The following is a 19365-nucleotide window of genomic DNA, read 5'->3' as shown; positions in this document are numbered from 1 at the left end:
GGTGCCACCACCCGCCGCTTCGGCCTTGCGGACCCACACCCGTACGGTCTCCGTCTTCAGTGACATCCGTTCGGCGATTGTGCGGATCGCCTCGTATTCCGAGGCGTAGTCACCACGGTGTTCGAGGACCAGGCGCACGGCCTTCTCTCGCACCTCGGCTGGATAGACATTCGGCATAAGGATTACCTTCCCAAGAAAGAAGGTGCGCATCAAACCCGGGACGATTCAGATCCCGCTGGGTCTGGCGTTCGGGGTGGTTCTGACCCAGGGCGGATTCGACTGGTGGTGGGCACCGATCTTCTCCACCGTCATCTACGCCGGGTCGATGGAGTTCCTTGCGGTCGGGTTGATCGGCGCGGTCACCCCGTTCGCGTCGCTGGCCGCGGCGACACTGCTGATCAACTTCCGGCACGTGTTCTACGGACTGAGCTTCCCGCTCCGGTCGATACACAGTCGCATCGGACGGATCTACAGCGTGTACGCACTCACCGACGAGTCGTACGCGATCGTCGCCCCGAAACCCCACGACGAGTTGACCGGCACCCGGATCCTCACCGTCCAGGTGTTGTGCCAGGTGATGTGGGTGGCGTCGGGCACGATCGGGGCGTTGATCGGGTCCGCGATTCCGGCCGGCCTGTCGGGGCTCGAATTCGCGCTCACCGCGCTGTGCACAGTGCTCGCGATCGACGCCTTCCTCATCAACCGTGACCTGCCTGCACCCGCGATCGCCCTGGTGTGCGGGTTGGTGGCGCTGGTGCTTACGAAAGACATCATGCTTCCGGTCGCGCTCGGATTGTTCGTGTCGGCGCTGATCGTCCGGTATGTCTACCGAAATCGGGTATCTCATGCCTGATTCGGTGCCGGGCGCAGGCTATGTGCTGGCGTCGCTGCTGGTGATGTTCGCGGTCACGGTCGGACTGCGCGCGGCGCCGTTCGCCGCATTGGCGTTCCTGCGCGATTCGGCGGTGGTGAAGTTCCTCGGCACGACGATGCCGGCCGGGGTGATGGTGATCCTGGTGATGTACACGTTGCGTGATACCGGCGCGTCGACGTGGCTGCCCGCGGTGATCGGACTCGGCGTGACCGTCACCGTGCATCTGTGGCGCCGCAACCCGGCGCTGAGCACCGTCGCGGGTACCGCTTCCTACGTGGTGGCTGGTGCGCTCTGGGGTTGAACCGCCTCATCGGTGGCGTGTGCGTCACCGACTGTCGGTTCGGATTCGCGGCGCGACCGTGCGGCGACCACCGCCGCGATCAGAAGCACGATCGCGGCGAGGCACTGGGAGTTACCCAGCACTTCGAGGACGATTTGCTCCACCCAACCGTGCGAGGGCGCATCGACGAGCAGGTAGTTCGGTCCGACGAGGAACACGAGTGCGGCGGGCAGCAGTACCGGCCACCAGTGGCGGTACTGCGGCGCGAGGGGAATCGCGATGAGCAACACACTGTATGCCCAGTGGTGGGTGACGGCGATGGGGGCGGCGAGCAGTGTCGCGAGTGCGATCACACCGAGCGCGAGGACCGGTTCGTCCGCGCCGAGGAAACGATTCGCTGCCCACGCGGCCGCCGCGACGATGACGACCGCACCGACCACCCACAGGCCCTTCGTGACCGTCTCGGAGAAGTCGAATCGCGCGATGAGACCGGTCAGTGCCTGGTTCCGGAAGAATTCCTGGTCGCCGGCGCGGTCGGTGGCCCACGCTTCGTGGGTCCAGAAGTAGACGGACGACTCGGGTCGCAGCCAGTAGCCGAAGGCGGCGAGCGCGACGAAGCCGCCTGCGGCGCGGGCCACCGACGGCAGGTCCCGGCGCAACAACAGCAGCAGTCCGAACGCTGCGGGTGTGATCTTGACGGCTGCGGCGAGTGCGATACCGACACCGCGGAACCGTTTCGGGATCACACCGAGGCAGTCGGCGACGACCAGTGCCATGAGCACGATGTTGATCTGTCCGAACACGAAGTTGGACCGTATCGGTTCGAGGCACAGGGCCAGTCCGAGTGCGGCGGTCGCCAGCAGGTTCGCCCGTTCGACGTGCATGCGTTGCAGCGCGACCTCGAGCACCCACCAGACCAGCACGATCAGGCCGAGCGTCCACAGGAATTGCATCGTGGTGGCGCCGACCACGGTCAGCGCCGAGAACAGGAATGCGGCGACGGGCGGATAGATGAAGCGGAAGCCCGAACTGGTGTGGAAACCTTCCGTGTACAGCGGGGTGTGACGCACGAACGCGTCGCCGGCATCCCGGAACACGTCGAGGTCCATCAGGTACTGCGTCACCGAATCGTGCAGGTGCATCGTCACGACGATCGCCGACAGAACCAGCCCCAGCGCAGTGAGCGCCGTCTGCACCGGTCGGGTTCGGATTTCGGTCGACAGCACGAGCGTGCACCCCCTGGGTTCGCGACGGCACAGGCGCCGCACGGCATGGAACCCCGGTCACGTTACGCAATCGTTGTCATCGAGTCCCGTGTGGGAAGTCGACGACTACGCCTCCGATGTGCTGCATTCAGACATCTCGGACAGTCAGTTCCCCGTTGAGTAACCGATCGGGATCGACCTCGTCCAGCGAGCCCACCACCAGATCCGCGCGGGCCGCGACCAGTGCCTCGGCATCGTCCGCGCGGGCGACCGCCAGCGCGGCCATGCCCCCGGCCTTCGCGGCCAGGATCCCGCTCACCGCGTCTTCGACGACGAAACACGACTCGGGCGACGCGCCGAGTTCCGCGGCGGCGGTCAGGAAGATCTCCGGGTCCGGTTTGCCGCGGGCGAAATCTCGTCCGGACAGGTTCGCATCGAAGACATCGAGGAGCGTGGTGCCGGCCGCCTCGCCGGCGACCACGATGTCGTCGAGGGAGATGCCGCGCAGGAACCGGTCGGCGTTCTTCGACGACGACGCGGCAGCGACCGGGATGCCCGCGGCGCGCACGGCCAGCACGAACCGCACCGCGTCGGGATATGCCTCAAACGCCGCCGCGTCGATCAGCCGGGTCATGAGGTTCTGTTTGCGCTCGGCGTAGATCGCGGCGAGTGTGGCGTCACCCGCCGGGGCGGTGTCCGGCACGTGGAAGTACTCGAGCGCCGCCCGGGCCCCGCTCAGCCGGGGCTTTCCCGACAGCACCTGTTGATAGACATGCGAGGTGAACGCATGGGGTGACCATGTCGTCGAGTCCCGGATGCCGGACCAGTCGCCGGTCATCAGTTCGTCCAGCGCCTGCCGCCACGCCACCTCGTGCGGAGAGTCGACGAGAACGCCGTCCACATCGAAGATCGCGCCGCGGAACCCGGTGGGCCGCAACCGGGAGCCGGACGAGACTGCGATCACGGGGTTACCTCGTGCGCGTGCAGATCGGTCGACGATCGTTGCGCAGCAAGCACGAACGCGCAGCTGTCACCGGGACCGAGTTCGTGTTCCTCGCCGTCGACCGCGACCCGGACCGGAACGTGGAATCCCTCGGCCTGTGCGAGCACGGTCAGTTCCCCACCGGAGATGCGTACCCGCAGGGGCGTGCCGCGGAACCGGATCGAGAAGGACACGCCGTCGAGTCGATCGACGAGCCGTGGCCGGAAGACGAGCACACCGTCGCAGACCCGAACGCCGACATAGGTGCGCTGCACCACGTCGAGTGTGCCGGACATGACACCCATGTGGATGCCTTCCTTGGTGGTGCCGCCTTGAAGGTCGCTGACGTCGCTCTCGAGCGCCACCATGAATCGTTCCCAGGAACCGAGCGGGTCGAGGTCGGCGAGGACCGACGCGAACGTCACGTGGCTCAGCGTCGAACCGTGGGAGGTCCGCGCGTCGTAGTACTCGATGGTGCGATTCACGAGGTCCCGGTCGAAGGGATAACCGAGCCGGGTGAAGACCGGTTCGAGTTCCTCGTAGTCGAACAGGAAGAACAGCATCACCGTGTCGGCCTGCTTCGCCAGTTTGTAGCGGTTGGGATCTTCCCCTTCGGCGCGCAGGATCCGGTCCAGGCGCCCGATGTCGGGGTAGCCGGCCCGATAGTGATCCCAGTCGAGTTCCTCGAGTTCGTCGTATCCCTCGAACTGACTGATCACACCCAAGTGGAACGGTACGAACATGCGTCGACTCATGTTCTCCCACAGGATGAGTTCGTCGTCGGACACCGCCAGGCGAGACAGCAGCGCGGTGCGCCGGATCGTGGACAGCGTCCCGAGGATCGACGGTACGCTCCCCATCACCCATGCGACCATCACATTCGTGTACGCGTTGTTGCGGACGCCTGGTTCGTCGGTGCCGGGATAGCGTTCATGGAATTCGTCCGGACCCATCACGCCGTGGATTTCGTACCGCTCACGTTCCGGATTCCAGTGTGCGATCGACGCCCAGAACCGGGCGATCTCGACCATGAGTTCCGCGCCGTAGTCGGCGAGGAACTCGGCGTCGTCGGTGGTCTGGTGATAGCGCCACACGTTGTAGAAGATGGCCGCGTTGATGTGCCGCTGATTGCGGCTCAGGTCGGGATCCCACTGTCCGGATAGAGGATTGAGATGCACTTCCTGGGTCTCTTCGGTGCCGTCGCTGCCGCTCTGCCACGGGAACATCGCGCCGTTGAATCCGGCTTTCTCTGCGGCCCACCGTGCTTCGGCGAGGCGTCGGTACCGGTAGAGAATCAGGCTTCGGGTCACCTCCGGCATCCGCAGGTTGAGAAACGGGTAGACGTACATTTCGTCCCAGAACACATGCCCTCGGTATGCTTCGCCGTTCAGACCACGCGCCGGGACCCCCGCATCGTGCCGTGCGGTATGCCGGGAGCAGACCTGCAGGACATGTGCGACGTGCAGACCCAGCAACAGGTGGGCGCGGGGCTCGCCGGGCAGTTGCACATCGCAGATGTCCCACAATTCGTCCCAGGCGGCCCAATGGTCGGCGAAGGCCGTCGCGAAATCCGGATAGCGCAGCGCGTGCGTGCCCGCCGCGACCAGCGGTTCGGTGATGGCGTTGTCCCGCGAGGTATACAGGGACACCATCTTCTCCACCCGGACAGGTTTGCGTCGTTCGACGTCGAAGCCGAGCACCTGCTGGATGTAGTCCTCCATCTGGTAGAGGCTGCGGTCCACCTCGCAGGGGCTGTCCCGGTCGATTCCGCGGAAGACCCGGGTGCGCGCGGCTTCGGCCACATAGAGATCGGATTGTCGTGTCTGCACACGCAGGGCGATCGTCTCGTCGCTGAATGTGCGCGGCGAGACCGGGTCCAGGTGCCTGCCTTCGAGTTGCCGGTAGCGGGCCACGACCCGGTTCGTGACCCGACCGTCGAGTGCGGACACCACTTCGACTCGCCCCGACCAGTTCTCGGGGGTGATGGTCCATTCGATCGCGGCCTGGTGGCTGTCCGCCATGCTGACGAACCGACGGCTCCGCAGTGTCGTCTCACGCCCGGAGTGGTCCCGGAACGTCATTTCGCGCAGCACGGTCGCCGAGCGGATGTCGTAGGTGTGGCGGTATCCGAGCAGTTCGACGTTGTCGAGCCGGATCGCGTCTTCACCGTCGATGCGCAGTTTGAGAACCAGCCAGTTCGATACGTTGACGAGGTCCTCGTTCAGGACGGGGCGCCCACCCATGATGGTGGTTTCGCGGTTGTAGATGCCGTGCACGTAGGTGCCTGGATAGTGGACCGGCCCCATGTCCTCCCACTCGGCGGTGCCGCGTGTGCAGAAATAGCCGTTGCCGGTGGATGTCAGCGCTTCCCGTAAACCTTCTGTGGCGCTGTCGAAACGGTCGTAGTCGAGTCCGAAATCCGGAGCCTGCACAGTGTTTCACCTCCAGGTTGCGCGCCGCACATGATCAGGTCAGGGTTTCCAGGAAACGTTCCACCTCGTCGACGGATGCCAGCAGATAGTCGGCCGCTGTGATCCGGCCCGCCAGGTCGGGATCGTCGGGGTCGCCGACGAGGATCCCCATCCCGCGGTCGCGCAGTGCCTCGAACGCGTACTCGTCGGTGATGTCGTCACCGAGATAGAGCGGAATCACGTCGTCGTCGGCGAGGCCGAGTGCGTCGATGAGGAAGAGCACGGCCTTGCCCTTGTTCCAGTCGACGTTCGGGCCGAACTCGTACACCATTTTTCCGGGTGTGACCTTCACCCTGTCCGAATATTCGTCGAGCACGGATTGCACTGTCACCGAGATACGTTCGCGGTCGGCGGGGTCGGCGAGGCGGTAGTGCAGTGCGACGGATGCGCGTTTGGGTTCGACGTGCGCGCCGGGGATTTCGTGGATCGCGGTGCGGAGCCGTTCGGTGACCTCCGCGATGAGATCGGTGTAGCGCGCGACGTGCGCGTCGGAGAGCGAACCGCCTTCCGGCGTCCAGATGTCGAAACCGTGACTGCCCGCGACGGTGAGGTTGTCGAGGCCCATCAAGTGTTGTGCGACGACCCGGTCGCGGCCGGTGACGACGCACACCGGCATGCGCGTGGCGAGTTCGCGCACGACGGCCCGCATATGATCCGACATGATCGCATCTTCGGGGCGATCCACGATCGGGGTGAGGACACCGTCGTAGTCGAGGAACACGGCCGGTCGGCGGCCGGCGAGTCGGCGAGCGAGTTCGGGATTCCCGAGTGCAAGGGGAACGTCATGCGCGATCGTGTCCGGCATGATCTGAGCACCTCCAGAAGTCGGGCTTCGGTGACCGGGCTTCATCGTCGCACGGATCGGTCGATCGGCGGGTCGGTGCAGTGAGTCGCGGTGGTGGGAGCCGCCGACAACACCTAAATATTCATGTATCTAGTGAAATATCTAGAGTCAGATAGATTACCGAATGAACGGCGGATTCCTCCACCCCGCTCGACCGACCAGAACGTGTACTTCGTGCCGTCGTGTGGTCCGACGGCAACACCGTCGTGCCGCTCGCCCGGATCGACCGCCGATCAGGTTCCGCTGAGTTCGTTCGGAGTCTGCGGCAGGGTGGCGGTGGTGATCGCGCCGGTGGCGAGGTCGACGGCGTGCAGTTCGTTGCCGTCCGGTTCGGTGACGAATGCGGTGCCGCCCACGACCTTCAACGCGGGCCGGGGCTGCTGCCACTCGTCCGGTTCGGTCCACGGATCGACCACGGCGATCTTCCGGGTCACCTCGCCGGTGTGTTCGTCGATCACGTGCAGGTTGCCGTCGGTGCCGAGGACGAGCGCCTCGCCTTCCGGCCCGCGACCCAGCGACCGGAACGTGTAACTGGTTCCGAGGTCGACCAGTCGCAGGTCCGAGGTGACCGTGTTCACCAAGGCGACACGTTCGGGCCGTTCGAGTTCGGCCTCCGGATCGGTCTTGTAGTCGCCCAGAACGATGTCGGAGTCCTCGGATCCGGCCTGATTGCCGAGCCGGCCGTACGGATCGGGTGCAGCGACCTTGGTGATGGTGTCACCGCGGTAGACGAGCATGCCGTCCTGGCAACCGACGACGATCGCGTCGCGGGCAGTTGCCTCGCCGTGGACACCCGGGCACTGTTCGTTTCGGGTGAGCTCAGTGCCGGCGGCATCGAGGACGGCGATTCCGTTGCGGGAGTCGCTGTTTCCGAGTGTGACGAGGAGTCCTCCGCCGGGCAGGGGTACCGCCACGCCGTGATGGGCGTCGGGCAGGGCGACCGTGTCGGCGGCGGGCGTACCGTCCGCGAGGTCGGCCGGGTCGAACACGGTGATCCGTCCGGTGCCGTCGTCGAACAGCGCAGTGCGGTCGGCGTGATGGACGACGTGACCGGGCTTCTCGGCCGTGTATTCCGCGGTCGTCCAGGAAGGGGCGCCGGCGTAGTGGTGGGCGTGATCGCCGTGCGGTTCGGACCAGCTTCCCGTGTCGAGTGCGCGGAAGCCGCCGGATGTCGAGACGAACACATGGCGGCCGTCGCCTGCGGGGCTGAGTCGATTGAAGCCGTTCAGCGGCAGGTCCTCGATCACGTCGAGGCTGGTGGCGTCGACGACGAGGATCCCGCCGTCGTAGGTCACGGCCAGCCGTGGTTGTGCAGCGCCGACCTCCGCGGGTTCGGCCGGAGTCGGCGTTTCGGGGACGGTCGGTGTGTCCTCGGATTCGGTGGACGAGCAGCCCGCGAGGAGGGCGACGGCGAGGCCGGCGGACAGCACGGCGGCGCCGGATCGGCGGTGGGATGTCATGCCACAGATCTATCCAGTAATGGAAATGGATGTCAAAGTCGAATATGCGAATGTCTGCACCCGTCGACTGCGAAGGCCGGACGGTATCCCGCCGGGCGCGAATCACCGCCCCGATGAACACGGAAACGCGGGCGCGTGTCGCTACCATCGACCGATGGACCCGGTCCGCAACCCGTACGCCCCGGGCGCGGGACAGCGCCCGCCCGAGCTCGCCGGCCGCGACAAACAACTCACGGCCTTCGACGTGGTGCTCGAACGCATCGCGCGAGGACGGCCGGAACGGAGCGTCGTACTCACCGGGCTTCGCGGCGTCGGCAAGACCGTGCTGCTCAACCAGCTGCGCTCGGCCGCAATCACGCGCAGCTGGGGAACCGGCAAAATCGAAGCACGACCCGACCAGGATCTGCGGCGACCGCTGTCGTCGGCACTGCACATGGCGGTTCGCGAGATCGCGGCGGCACACCCCGACCGGGACTCGGTCGACTACTTCCTCGGCGTCCTCAAATCGTTCGCGCTGCGCGCCACCGCAGACAAGGGCATGCGCGAACGCTGGCAACCCGGAATCGACGCGCCTGCCGTCAAGGGTCGCGCGGACTCCGGCGACATCGAAATCGACCTGGTGGAACTACTCGTCGACGCGTCCGGCCTGGCCCGTGACGTCGGGGTGGGTATCGCGCTGTTCATCGACGAGATGCAGGACCTCGGTGCCGCCGACGTGTCGGCGATCTGCGGGGCCTGCCACGAGCTGAGTCAGGACACGGCACCGCTCATCGTCGTCGGGGCGGGCCTGCCCCATCTGCCGGCGGTGTTGTCCGCGTCGAAGAGCTACTCGGAGCGGCTGTTCACCTATCACCGCATCGACCGGCTCGAACGTTCCGCCGCCGACCTGGCGCTCATCGCCCCCGCCGAACGCGAAGATGTGGAGTTCACGCAGGGCGCGCTCGACGCACTCTACGAAACGGCCGACGGGTACCCGTATTTCGTGCAGGCCTACGGCAAGGCGACCTGGGATGTGGCGGCGACGAGCCCGATCACCGCGGAGGACGTTCGGGTCGGGGCCCCGGCGGCCGAAGAGGAACTCGCCGTCGGGTTCTTCGGATCGAGGTACGAACGCGCGACACCCGCCGAACGCGAATACATGCGTGCGATGGCCGACCTGTCCGGCGACGACGGGCCCGTCGCGACCTCGAAGATCGCAGCGGAACTCGGGCGGAAACCGGCGTCGTTGTCCCCGGCGCGCGACGGGCTCATCAAGAAAGGCCTGATCTACTCCGCCGAACGCGGCTTCATCGGATTCACCGTTCCGCACTTCGGACGATATCTGCGCGCTCAATCCGATTGAGCTGAAGCCGGATACGATTCAATGCCCGGTGCTGGGCGACACGGACAGCACCCGGCGTGGTGCCGAGCAGTGCCGCGGTTCGCTCGGTGCTGTATCCCTGCATGACCCGCAGTTCCAGTACGAGCAGTTGCTGTTCGGGCAAGCCTGCCATGAGTTGCCGGGCGGCGGCGATCAGCTCCCCGTCGAGCACGGCTTCGTCCGGACCCGGCGCAGGTGCCTCGTGCACGACAGGCACCGTCCGGGCGGCGCCGCGGCGGGCGTCGGCGATCTTCCGAGTGGCAATTCCGAAAGCGAAGCGCAACACCGACGTTCCCTGATCCCGGTAGCGGGGCAGTGCGCGGGTCAGCGCGAGGCACACCTCCTGAGTGAGGTCCTCGACCGGGGTGTGCGCCCGGGTGTGCGCGTCCATCCGGGCGTCGCAGAAACGCATCACGTGCGGGTGGATCGAGCGCACCACCACCCCAACTGCGTGCGGTTCACCGGCAACGGCGCGCGGAACCCAATTGCGGAGCAGTGCCTCGGTTTCGGTGTCGGCCACGGTGCTTCCTCTCGGTGTGGGAATTCGACACCTCGAGCGTGCGCTACCGGGTCGTCACGACGACAGAACCCCTGGGGTGGTCAGTCCTCCACCCACCGCGCGACGTCGCCGAGTTCGGCCCGGTCCGTACGGCACGCGTTCGCCGGGTGTGTCTCGTCGGCGTAGCCGAACGACACGGCGCACACGATGTCGCGTTCGTCGGAGATGCCGAGTTCTGTGCGCAAGGCGGTTGCCGTCATCGCGACCGCGGCCTGCGGCACCGCTGCGATTCCCAGCGCCTGCGCGGCGAGCAGCAGGGTGGCGACGTAGCCACCGCAGTCGACGGCTCCGTAGGTGCCGAGCTGCTTGTCGGTGGTGATGATCAGAACGTGCGGGGCGCCGAAGAACCGGTAGTTCTCCAGCATCTGCCGGGTGCGGGCGTCATAGTCGTCGCGGGCGATGCCGAGTGCGGTGTACAGGGCGAACCCCGCGCTGCGCCGGCGCTCGGCGTATTCGCCGCGGTACTCGGCGGGGCCTGCGATGTCCGGGTCGAGGACGCCGGAGATGGCCTGCTCGTAGGTCGCCGTCCGAAGCCGGTCGGTGGCGTCCCCGCTGGCCACGTGCACCTGCCACGGCTGCGAGTTGCACCAGGACGGAGTGCGCTGTGCCATCCGGAGCATGCGTTCGATGTCCTCGCGCGGCACCTGCTTGGAGAGGAACGCGCGGCAGCTGTACCGGCTGTCGAGCAGGCTCGACAGGGTGGTCGCATCGGGGACGGTCATACCGACACGATCGCACACAGCGGGAGCTAGCGATCGTTCAGGATCCCGCTCGTCGGGAGCCCGCCCCCGGCACCCTCCCTCCCCGGGTGACGGGAACCAGTATTCGGTCTGTCCGGGTGATGGGAATCATCACCCGGCGCGGCGGGGCGGTAGTTCCGGCGACGGAATCGGCGCATGCTGGAGGGAGCGAATCGACAGCACCACCCCGGCTTGCCGCCGGTGTGCGGTGCGGGCAGGAGCCGTCATGTCGGAGAACGTCGCACGCAAGCTGATCGGTGCGCATCTGGTGTCCGGGGAGATGATCCCCGGCGAGGAGATCGCCATCCGGATCGACCAGACCCTCACCCAGGACGCGACCGGAACCTTGGTGATGCAGGAACTCGAAGCTCTGCGTCTCGACCGCGCGCGGACGGAGGTCAGCGTCCAGTACGTCGACCACAACCTGCTGCAGGCCGACGAGAAGAACGCCGAAGACCACGAGTACCTGCGCACCGCCTGCCTGCGGTACGGGCTCTGGTTCTCCAAACCGGGCAACGGAGTGTCACACCCGACGCACATGCAACGGTTCGGGATTCCGGGAAAGACGCTCGCCGGATCCGATTCGCACACGCCGGCGGCCGGCTCGCTCGGCATGCTCGCGATCGGCGTCGGCGGACTCGAGGTGGCACTCGCCATCGCCGGCGAGCCGCTGAATCTCCGAATGCCCGAGATCTGGGGTGTGGAACTGACCGGTGCGCTACCACCGTGGTGCTCGGCGAAAGACGTGATACTCGAGATGCTCCGCCGGCACGGTGTGAAGGGCGGGGTCGGCCGGATCCTCGAATATCACGGTCCGGGACTGGCCACGCTGACCGCGATGGACCGGCACGTGATCGCGAACATGGGCGCCGAACTGGGTGCCACGACCACCGTGTTCCCCGCCGACGACGTGGTGCTCGCGTTCCTGAGGTCGGAGGGGCGGGAAAGCGATCATGCCGAACTCGGCGCTGACCCCGGCGCACGGTACGACCTCGACGAGCACATCGACCTGTCCGACATCGAACCGCTGATCGCGAAACCGTCGTCGCCGGGCAACGTGGTGCCCGTGCGTGAGGTCGCCGGCGAACCGGTCGCGCAGGTGGTCATCGGATCGTCGGCGAACCCGGGACTGCGCGATTTCGCGATCGCGGCGGCGATGGTCGCCGGGCGGCAGACCCTTCCGGAGGTGAGCTTCGACATCAATCCGTCCTCGCGGGAGATCTACTCCGACCTCACCCGCATGGGTGCCACGCTGGATCTGGTGACCGCGGGTGCCCGCATCCACCAGTCCGGGTGCATGGGGTGTATCGGGATGGGGCAGGCGCCGGCAACGGGGCGGAACTCGTTGCGCACCATGCCGAGGAACTTTCCCGGCCGGTCCGGGACCAGGGAGGACTCGGTGTGGTTGTGCTCGCCGGAAACCGCGGCGGCATCCGCCCTGACCGGGCGTATCACCGATCCCCGCGACTGGGCAGCGAAGACCGGAGTCGACTATCCGACGCTGGAGTTGCCCGCGATCGCGTCGGTGAACACCGCGATGCTCGTCGCGCCACTGCCGGAGGCGCAGGCTTACGGCATCGAACCGGTGAAGGGCCCGAACATCTCATCGCTGCCCGACTTCCCGCCCCTGCAGGACCGGATCGAGGCACCCGTCCTGTTGAAGGTCGCGGACAACATCTCCACCGACGAGATTTCCCCGGCGGGAGCCCGCGCTCTGCCGTTCCGGTCCAACATCCCCAAGCTCGCGCAGTTCACCTTCACTCAGGTCGACGAGACCTACCCGCAGCGAGCCGCTGACACCAGAGACACCACGGGGCACATCGTCGTCGGCGGGGAAAACTACGGTCAAGGATCATCGCGTGAGCATGCCGCCATCACCCCGCGGTATCTGGGTCTGCACGTCGTCCTCGCCAAGTCGTTCGCTCGGATCCATTGGCAGAACCTCGCGAACTTCGGTGTCCTCGCGCTCGAGTTCGAGAATCCGGACGACTACGACACGATCGAGCAAGGCGACATGCTCCTCCTCGACGGGGTTCGTGGTGCGCTCGCGGTGGGAGCCCGCTTGTCGGTGCACGATGTGACACGTGAGAAGGATATTCCGGTGCTGCACCGACTTTCACTGCGTCAACTCGAGGACGTGCTCGCCGGCGGAATCATTCCGAAACTGACGGGAACGGGGTCGGTGACGACTCGGCGGTGAGCGCAGGAACGTGATAGTTCTCGCGATCGAATCGGCGGGTGCGCAGGCGGTAGCGCCACGCGAAGTCGGGCCACAGTGAACGGTTGACCCCGTCCCGGTCGAGATACCAACTGGCGCACCCGGACGTCCACGCGGTCCCCGCCGACCGCGCTGTCATTTCGGCGCCGAACCGGGCCGGCGCATCGTCATCGACTTCGAGCGCGTCGACGCCGTCCCGATCTGTGGCGTCCATTGCTGCTGCAGCGTAACGGAACTGGGATTCGAACATGGTCAGGAGCGAGGTGTGTGCGAGGCCGGTGTTCGGGCCTCCCAGGATGAACGCGTTGGGAAAACCGGAAAGGGTGATACCCAGATGCGCGTGTGCGCCCTCGCGTGCCCAGCGTTCGAGCAGCACCGCGCCGTCCCGCCCGATGATCGGCACCGAGCTGAGTGCACCCGAAACATGGAAACCCGTCGCATACACCAGCACATCGGCGCGGTGTGCGCTACCGTCCGCGCTGACCACGGTGTTGCCGTCGAGGCGCGCGACCGGCGACGGCACCAGTTCGACGGTGTCGCGATTCAGAGCGGGGAAGTAGTCGTCGGAGAACAGGATTCGTTTGCATCCGATGCGGTACCGCGGGGTGAGCGCGGCTCGGAGTGACGGGTCGGCGATGTGCCGGTGCAGATGCCGCATCGCGTGCCGCTCGAGTCGGCCCGGTGCTCCCGTGATCGCGGGAAGTCGGGCCTCGGCGCGCCAGTACTCGATGCCGCGCCGGACCGGGCGAGGGAGAGGAAGTCGCGGGGTGGTACGCGGCAAAATCCAGGGTGCGGTGCGCTGAAGGACGGTGACCTGTGCGGCGATATCGGCGAGTCGAGGGACGAGTTGGATTGCGCTGGCACCGGTTCCGACGACGGCGATGCGTCGTCGGAGGAGGTCGATGTCGTGGTTCCAGCGTGCGGTGTGGAAGGCCGGGCCGTCGAAGGTGCCCTCCGGTCGCGGAATGCGAGGCTCGTTGAGCGCGCCGACCGCGACGGCGAGAAAACGTGCCTCGTAGGTTGTTCCCCGATCGGTGGTGACGTACCAGCGTTGCGCCTGTTTGCTCCAGCGGCATGCGGTGGCGGCGACCCCGCAGGTGATGTGCTCGTGCAGACCTGCCGCTCCGGCGAGCTCGTGCAGGTGCGCGAGGATTTCCGGTTGCCGAGCGCGAGCACGGGACCAGGTGGACTGGGGTGCGAACGAGTACGAGTACAGCGCCGGGGGGATGTCGCACTCACAGCCCGGATAGGTGTTGTCGCGCCACGTGCCGCCGATGGTGTCGGCCCGCTCGAGTACCCGCACGCTTCGGCCGCGGCCGCGCAGATATGCGGCGACCCCGAGGCCGGCGAAACCGGCCCCGACGATGAGGACTTCTGTGGACGACAACACTTGAACAGTGTTCAAGATGGGTCTTGACCAGTCAAATCGCGATATCTACCAGGATCTAGGGTCCTGCCGACAGTGCCGAATAATCGACTGATCAGACAAGGTCCTCCTCGTCTCCCGGTGCGCGCCGCCGCAGCCCACGGTACGCATCGGTGGGGGTGCGACGTCCCGCGACCACCGCCTCGACCTCGGCGGCAATAGGCATTTCGACCTCGTATTCGCGGGCCAACTCCATCACCGTCGGCGCGGTCTTCACACCCTCGGCGACCTGCCCCAGTTCGGCAACCGCTTCCTCGACGGTCAACCCCCGCGCAATGGCCTCACCGACCCGGCGGTTGCGGGACGCCGGACTCATACACGTCGCAATCAGATCACCCATGCCGGTCAGGCCGGAGAAAGTCCGCGGATTCGCACCCATCGCCTCCCCGAGCCGGATCATTTCGGCGAGGCCCCGCGCGAGCACCATCGCGCGGGTATTGTCACCGACCCCGAGCCCTTCCGCCATGCCGGCCGCGATCGCGACGATGTTCTTGAGCACCCCACCCAACTCACAGCCGAGCACATCGGTGTTGCGGTACACACGGAAGACCTTCGACGCGAACAGTGGCTGCAACGCGCTCGCCACCGACTCGTCCTGCATCGCGACAACAGAGGCGGCGGCGAACCCGTCGGCGATTTCGCTGGCGATGTTCGGTCCGGCGAGCAGGCCTACCGGGTGTCCCGGCAGGCATTGTGAGATCACCTCCGTCGGTCGCAGTCGGGTACCCGGCTCGAGACCCTTCGCGAGCGACACGACCGGCACCCACGCGCGGACCTCGTCGGCGATGTGTTCGAGCGTGGACCGCACGGCATGCGACGGCACCCCCACGATCAGTACGTCGGCTTCGTTCGCGGCCCGCGTCAGATCATCGGTTGCGCGCAGGCATTCGGGCAGTTCCCGATCTCCGAGGTAGCGACCGTTCCGGTGCTTGTTGTTGATTTCCGCTGCTGTCTCGGCGTTGCGCGACCACACCAATGTCGGTGTGTTCTGCGCAGCGAGACCCGCGACCGTGGTGCCCCACGATCCGGAACCGAGAACGACGACGCGAACCGGACGTGCCATCAGTGATCACTCCCTAGCCTTCTGCGAACCCTGGTTGTCGTGACCGACGACGACGGACTCTCAGCCTGTCAGGTCGCACGGCGCGACGAGGACGTTTCGGCGCCGAGGAGCACCGTCGAAGTTCTATCCGACATCGTCACGAATCGCAACCCGTCGGCTCGGAGACCCGGGACCGTCCCCGGGATCGAGTCCAGCGACGACTGGCGCGCCCGATGCATCACATGCAGCAGAACGATCGATCTCGGACGGGTCCGGGCGAGCGTCGTGTCGACGATCGCGCCCGATTCGGCGGCGGCCGAGCCCGGCTCCACATCCCACATGATTGCGCGTCGAGATAACGCGGGAGAGTGACGAGTTTCTTGCCGTAGGGCGGGCGGAACGTGATGTCGCCGTCGAACCGGTCTCGACGATCGCACGACCCGGATCGGCGTCATGCGTCCAGGATTCCGTACCCCGAAATTCGATTGCGCTGCGGCGCCGATGGGTTCACCATCGAAACCTGTCGGAGCGGGCGGGAACCCGCGCTTCACCGCGAAATCAGGAGCAACCCGTGAACACCGATGCCCTACCCGGAATCGAACCCCTGGCCGAATACGGCTGGACCCAAAAGATCGCAGAGCGATTTGCGGACAACGATATTCACGGAACACCCGGCCGGATCGTGCGGGTTGCGCGCGGCTACAGCGACGCCGTCACCTCGGCCGGGCCGTTGCGGGTGCGGACGTCCGGCCACGACGTGTGCACCGGCGACTGGGTGATCGTTCGTGAACCCGCAACCGACGGTGACACGATCGGTGCGATCTGCGCGGTACTTCCGCGGGCCGGTGTGATCCGCCGGGCCGCCGCGTCGGGCCGTTCGGAGGAGCAAGCCCTGGCCGCCAACGTGGATACCGTCGTGGTGACGGTGGCGGTGGACACCGTGCTGGACCCGCGGCGCGTGGAACGACTGCTCGCGGTGGCGTGGGACAGCGGTGCACAGCCGGTCGTCGCGTTGACGAAGTCCGACCTGGCGACCGAATCGGTGTTCACCCGCGTCGCAGCGATCGCGCCCGGGGCGGAGGTGGTCGAGGTGTGCGCGCCGAACGGTTCCGGGCTCAGTGAGTTGCGTACCCGCCTCGGTGGCACCGCCGTGTTCGTCGGGGCGTCCGGCGCGGGGAAGTCGACGCTGGTCAACGCGTTGTGCGGGCGCGACCTCCAGGCGACGGCGCCGGTCCGGGCCGGTGATGGCAAAGGACGCCACACCACCACCGATCGGGAGATGTTCCCGCTGGGTGACGGTCTGACGCTCGTCGACACGCCGGGACTCCGCGGCGTCGGAATGTGGGAGACCAGCGCGGGTATCGCCGCTGCCTTCGCCGAGATCGACGATCGCGCGCAGCACTGCCGGTTCACGGACTGTGCACACGAGAGCGAGCCGGGTTGCGCGGTCCGCGCCGCCGTCGAGTGCGGCGACCTCGATGCGCGACGAGTCGAGAATCATCGCAAACTTCAACGTGAGAACGCGTGGGTCGCGGCCCGCTCGGACGCCCGGCTGAGGCAGGAACGGACCCGGGAGTTCAAGGTGACGAGCCGATCGCTCCGGGCGTTCTACCGTGAGCGCAACCGCTGACCGTCGAGGTCACCGAACTGCTCCGGCAGTGTCGCCGAGGACCGAGGTCGACGAACAGGTACAGATCTGACATCGGGGAGCAAACCGGCACCGACGGTCCATACTCGAGGTATGAGTCTGCCGCTCCGAGACGTCTACGAACAGCCGACCCTCGCGGACCTGCTGCCGTCGGTGCTGGCCTCCGCCGGTGTGGCCGGCGAGCCCAACCGGCTCGAACTGACCGACTGCACGCGGACCGTGGTGCTGCTCGTCGATGGGATGGGCTGGAACCTACTGCAACGAAACAGTAGTGCCGCACCGTTTCTGACCGGAATGCCGGGGAAGGCGATCCGCGCCGGTTTCCCCACGACCACCGCGGTGAGTCTCGCCTCGCTGGGAACCGGTCTGCCGTCGGGACGGCACGGCGTGACCGGATACCAGTCGTACCTGCGTGAACTCGACAGTCCGTTCAACTGGCTGCGCTGGACCCTCGCCGGTACCGCCATCGATCAGCGCACCCACCTCGTCCCCGAACTCGTGCAGGCGCATCCCACCGTCTTCGAACGTGCCGACCGGAACGGAGTCGCGGTCACCACGGTCGTACCCCGAATGTTCGAGGGCAGCGGGCTGACCCGCGCCGTGCTGCGGGGCGGCACGTTCGTCGGGGTGTCCGCCTACGGTGATCTGCTTGCCAGGATCGTCACCGCGGCAGGCTCCGCCGAACGCACCCTCGTCTACGGCTATCTCGGTGAGATCGACACGCTCGGCCACCTCTACGGCCCCGAATCCTCGGCGTGGCTGGCGCAACTCACCGTCGTCGACCGGTTCGTCGAACAACTCGCGGGCGCACTGCCCGGCGGAACACGGCTCATCGTCACCGCCGACCACGGAATGGTCGACACCAGCCGAGGCCGGCGCATCGACTACGACCACTGTGCCGGTCTGTCCGAGGATGTCACCTTCATCGCCGGGGAACCACGCTGTCGGCACGTGCACACCGAACGGCCCGGCGCGGTACTCGAACGATGGCGCAACGAACTCGGCGACGACATGTGGGTCGGCACCCGCGACGATGTGCTCGCCGCGGGACTGTTCGGACCGGACCCTTCGCCGGATGCGGCGAGTCGAATCGGCGATATCGTCGTGGTCGGCCGTGGCGAATCGTCGGTCATTCGCACCGACGGGGAACTTGTCATGGCACGGATGCCGGGGCAGCACGGTGCGCTCACCGCCGACGAACTGCTCATTCCGCTGCTGTCACCGGAATTGTGAGGGACAGTACGTCGCCTCGTGCGCCGCACTCGACCTATCGTTGCGTACATGCGCACCCAAGGAGCGACGACCTGGCACTGGTCGACCAGCGTGAAGGCGTGGCTGATTTTCTGGTTCGTCAGGATTGTGGTCAAACCGATCATGAGTTGGTGGCCGATCACCGTCCGCGGGATTTCGGTGTTGAGCAGACTCGACCGCCGGGTCGACACGCTGCTGCCGCGGCCGCGCGGTGTGGACATCGAGGACGTGGTGCTCGGCGGGGTGCCCAGCGAACGGATTGCACCGCCGCGTCCGGCCGACGACGCCCTCGCGGGCGCGACTATCCTGTATTTCCACGGCGGCGCATTCGTGTTCTGCGGACTCGCGACACATCGCACGGTGTGTTCACTGCTCGCGGCCGAGTCCGGTGTGCCCGTCTACTCGGCGGCCTACCGGCAACTACCCGCAGGGTCGATCGGCACCTCGGTGATGGATGCGGTGGCCGCGTACAACGCAATCCTCTCGATCGCGGAAGATCCGAACCGCGTCATCGTCGCCGGTGATTCCGCGGGCGGCTACCTTGCGATGAAGGTTGCCGAGATCGCGGCGCTGCGCGGCATGACCCGACCGGCCGCCGTCATCGGATTCTCCCCGCTGCTCAATCTGAACCTCGAAGCCCACGACCCCGACTACATGAAACGCGACGCCTACCTGCCGATGCGGCAGCTCGAGAAGCTGCGCGACATGTGGCTCGACGGCCCCGACCACATCGAAGGCGCTCAGTCGCCGGTCGAGGCCGACCCCGCCGTGTTCCCGCCGGTGTTCTTCGCCGTCGCGGAATACGAGATCACCCGGCCCGACGTCGAGATCGTCACCGAAGCGATCGAACGGACCGGGCGTCCCGTCGAAACCCACATCTGGGCCGGGCAGGTTCACGCATTTCCGGTGATCGGCCAGATACTGCCGGAGGCCCGCGCCGTGCTGGATCTGAGCATCGACTTCGCCCGCCGTGCCGTCGACACCGACGCCGGTGTGCCTTTTGGG

16 protein-coding genes are annotated in these 19365 nt (G+C 66.6%); 7 read left to right on the top strand and 9 right to left on the bottom strand.

The window, feature by feature from the left end; genetic code table 11:
• The first annotated feature begins 202 nt into the window (after positions 1-202).
• A complete protein-coding gene (locus WAX14_RS02170; protein WP_422626454.1) occupies positions 203-853 on the top strand; it encodes an AzlC family ABC transporter permease in 651 nt (216 codons plus the stop codon).
• The gene (locus WAX14_RS02165) at positions 846-1175 is read left to right on the top strand and encodes a branched-chain amino acid transporter permease (RefSeq protein ID WP_422626455.1); all 330 of its coding nucleotides are present in this window, start codon (positions 846-848) and stop codon (positions 1173-1175) included. The genes WAX14_RS02170 and WAX14_RS02165 overlap by 8 nt, the downstream gene beginning before the upstream one ends.
• On the opposite strand, the gene WAX14_RS02160 is transcribed toward WAX14_RS02165, so the two are convergent.
• From WAX14_RS02160 to aztD, 5 genes are all read right to left on the bottom strand, one after another.
• Complete coding sequence (locus tag WAX14_RS02160) at positions 1145-2380, bottom strand: glycosyltransferase family 87 protein (protein WP_422626453.1); 1236 nt, start codon at positions 2378-2380, stop codon at positions 1145-1147. The genes WAX14_RS02165 and WAX14_RS02160 overlap by 31 nt on opposite strands.
• A 127-nt stretch (positions 2381-2507) precedes the next feature.
• A complete protein-coding gene (locus WAX14_RS02155) occupies positions 2508-3323 on the bottom strand; it encodes an HAD family hydrolase (RefSeq protein WP_422626452.1) in 816 nt (271 codons plus the stop codon).
• Entirely contained in the window at positions 3320-5773 is a 2454-nt protein-coding gene (locus WAX14_RS02150) for a glycoside hydrolase family 65 protein (RefSeq protein ID WP_422626451.1), read from the bottom strand. The genes WAX14_RS02155 and WAX14_RS02150 overlap by 4 nt, the downstream gene beginning before the upstream one ends.
• Before the next feature lie 34 nt (positions 5774-5807).
• Positions 5808-6617, bottom strand: coding sequence for a trehalose-phosphatase (gene otsB, locus WAX14_RS02145; protein ID WP_422626450.1), 810 nt, complete (start codon positions 6615-6617; stop codon positions 5808-5810).
• 272 nt (positions 6618-6889) lie between these two features.
• Complete coding sequence (aztD, locus tag WAX14_RS02140) at positions 6890-8116, bottom strand: zinc metallochaperone AztD (protein WP_422626449.1); 1227 nt, start codon at positions 8114-8116, stop codon at positions 6890-6892.
• A 154-nt stretch (positions 8117-8270) separates the two neighbouring features.
• Here aztD and WAX14_RS02135 point away from each other — a divergent pair, with 154 nt between their 5' ends.
• Complete coding sequence (locus tag WAX14_RS02135) at positions 8271-9458, top strand: AAA family ATPase (protein ID WP_422626448.1); 1188 nt, start codon at positions 8271-8273, stop codon at positions 9456-9458.
• On the opposite strand, the gene WAX14_RS02130 is transcribed toward WAX14_RS02135, so the two are convergent.
• Together WAX14_RS02130 and WAX14_RS02125 are read right to left on the bottom strand one after the other, a co-directional pair.
• Entirely contained in the window at positions 9412-9996 is a 585-nt protein-coding gene (locus WAX14_RS02130; protein WP_422626447.1) for a sigma-70 family RNA polymerase sigma factor, read from the bottom strand. The genes WAX14_RS02135 and WAX14_RS02130 overlap by 47 nt on opposite strands.
• A gap of 80 nt (positions 9997-10076) precedes the next feature.
• Positions 10077-10757: a nitroreductase gene (locus tag WAX14_RS02125; protein ID WP_422626446.1), complete on the bottom strand. Its 681-nt coding sequence runs from the start codon at positions 10755-10757 to the stop codon at positions 10077-10079.
• A gap of 244 nt (positions 10758-11001) precedes the next feature.
• On the opposite strand from WAX14_RS02125, the gene WAX14_RS02120 reads away from it, so the two are divergent.
• The gene (locus WAX14_RS02120) at positions 11002-12975 is read left to right on the top strand and encodes an aconitate hydratase (RefSeq protein ID WP_422626445.1); all 1974 of its coding nucleotides are present in this window, start codon (positions 11002-11004) and stop codon (positions 12973-12975) included.
• Here WAX14_RS02120 and WAX14_RS02115 read toward each other — a convergent pair.
• Entirely contained in the window at positions 12929-14383 is a 1455-nt protein-coding gene (locus tag WAX14_RS02115) for a flavin-containing monooxygenase (RefSeq protein ID WP_422626444.1), read from the bottom strand. The two genes, WAX14_RS02120 and WAX14_RS02115, sit on opposite strands and share 47 nt — an antisense overlap.
• 91 nt (positions 14384-14474) lie before the next feature.
• Complete coding sequence (locus WAX14_RS02110; RefSeq protein ID WP_422626443.1) at positions 14475-15482, bottom strand: NAD(P)H-dependent glycerol-3-phosphate dehydrogenase; 1008 nt, start codon at positions 15480-15482, stop codon at positions 14475-14477.
• A gap of 550 nt (positions 15483-16032) precedes the next feature.
• Here WAX14_RS02110 and rsgA point away from each other — a divergent pair.
• The 3 genes from rsgA to WAX14_RS02095 form a co-directional block, all read left to right on the top strand.
• Positions 16033-17091 carry a ribosome small subunit-dependent GTPase A gene (gene rsgA, locus WAX14_RS02105; RefSeq protein WP_422626442.1) on the top strand — a complete coding sequence of 353 codons (1059 nt, stop codon included), beginning with the start codon at positions 16033-16035 and terminating at the stop codon, positions 17089-17091.
• 111 nt (positions 17092-17202) lie between these two features.
• Positions 17203-18342 carry an alkaline phosphatase family protein gene (locus WAX14_RS02100; protein WP_422626441.1) on the top strand — a complete coding sequence of 380 codons (1140 nt, stop codon included), beginning with the start codon at positions 17203-17205 and terminating at the stop codon, positions 18340-18342.
• 48 nt (positions 18343-18390) lie between these two features.
• Positions 18391-19365: alpha/beta hydrolase (locus tag WAX14_RS02095; protein WP_422626440.1), on the top strand; the 975-nt coding region annotated here is incomplete at its 3' end.

The organism is Rhodococcus sp. (in: high G+C Gram-positive bacteria) (assembly GCF_049299235.1).
Lineage (GTDB): Bacteria > Actinomycetota > Actinomycetes > Mycobacteriales > Mycobacteriaceae > Rhodococcus.
This window is presented reverse-complemented; position numbering and strand designations above follow the sequence as displayed.

Bases quoted from the DNA above. Each gene is read 5' to 3' on its own strand.
- WAX14_RS02165 (WP_422626455.1), top strand. From the start codon at position 846: ATGCCTGATTCGGTGCCGGGCGCAGGCTATGTGCTGGCGTCGCTGCTG.
- otsB (WP_422626450.1), bottom strand. From the start codon at position 6,617: ATGCCGGACACGATCGCGCATGACGTTCCCCTTGCACTCGGGAATCCC.
- aztD (WP_422626449.1), bottom strand. From the start codon at position 8,116: ATGACATCCCACCGCCGATCCGGCGCCGCCGTGCTGTCCGCCGGCCTC.
- WAX14_RS02135 (WP_422626448.1), top strand. From the start codon at position 8,271: ATGGACCCGGTCCGCAACCCGTACGCCCCGGGCGCGGGACAGCGCCCG.
- WAX14_RS02125 (WP_422626446.1), bottom strand. From the start codon at position 10,757: ATGACCGTCCCCGATGCGACCACCCTGTCGAGCCTGCTCGACAGCCGG.
- WAX14_RS02120 (WP_422626445.1), top strand. From the start codon at position 11,002: ATGTCGGAGAACGTCGCACGCAAGCTGATCGGTGCGCATCTGGTGTCC.
- WAX14_RS02110 (WP_422626443.1), bottom strand. From the start codon at position 15,482: ATGGCACGTCCGGTTCGCGTCGTCGTTCTCGGTTCCGGATCGTGGGGC.
- WAX14_RS02100 (WP_422626441.1), top strand. From the start codon at position 17,203: ATGAGTCTGCCGCTCCGAGACGTCTACGAACAGCCGACCCTCGCGGAC.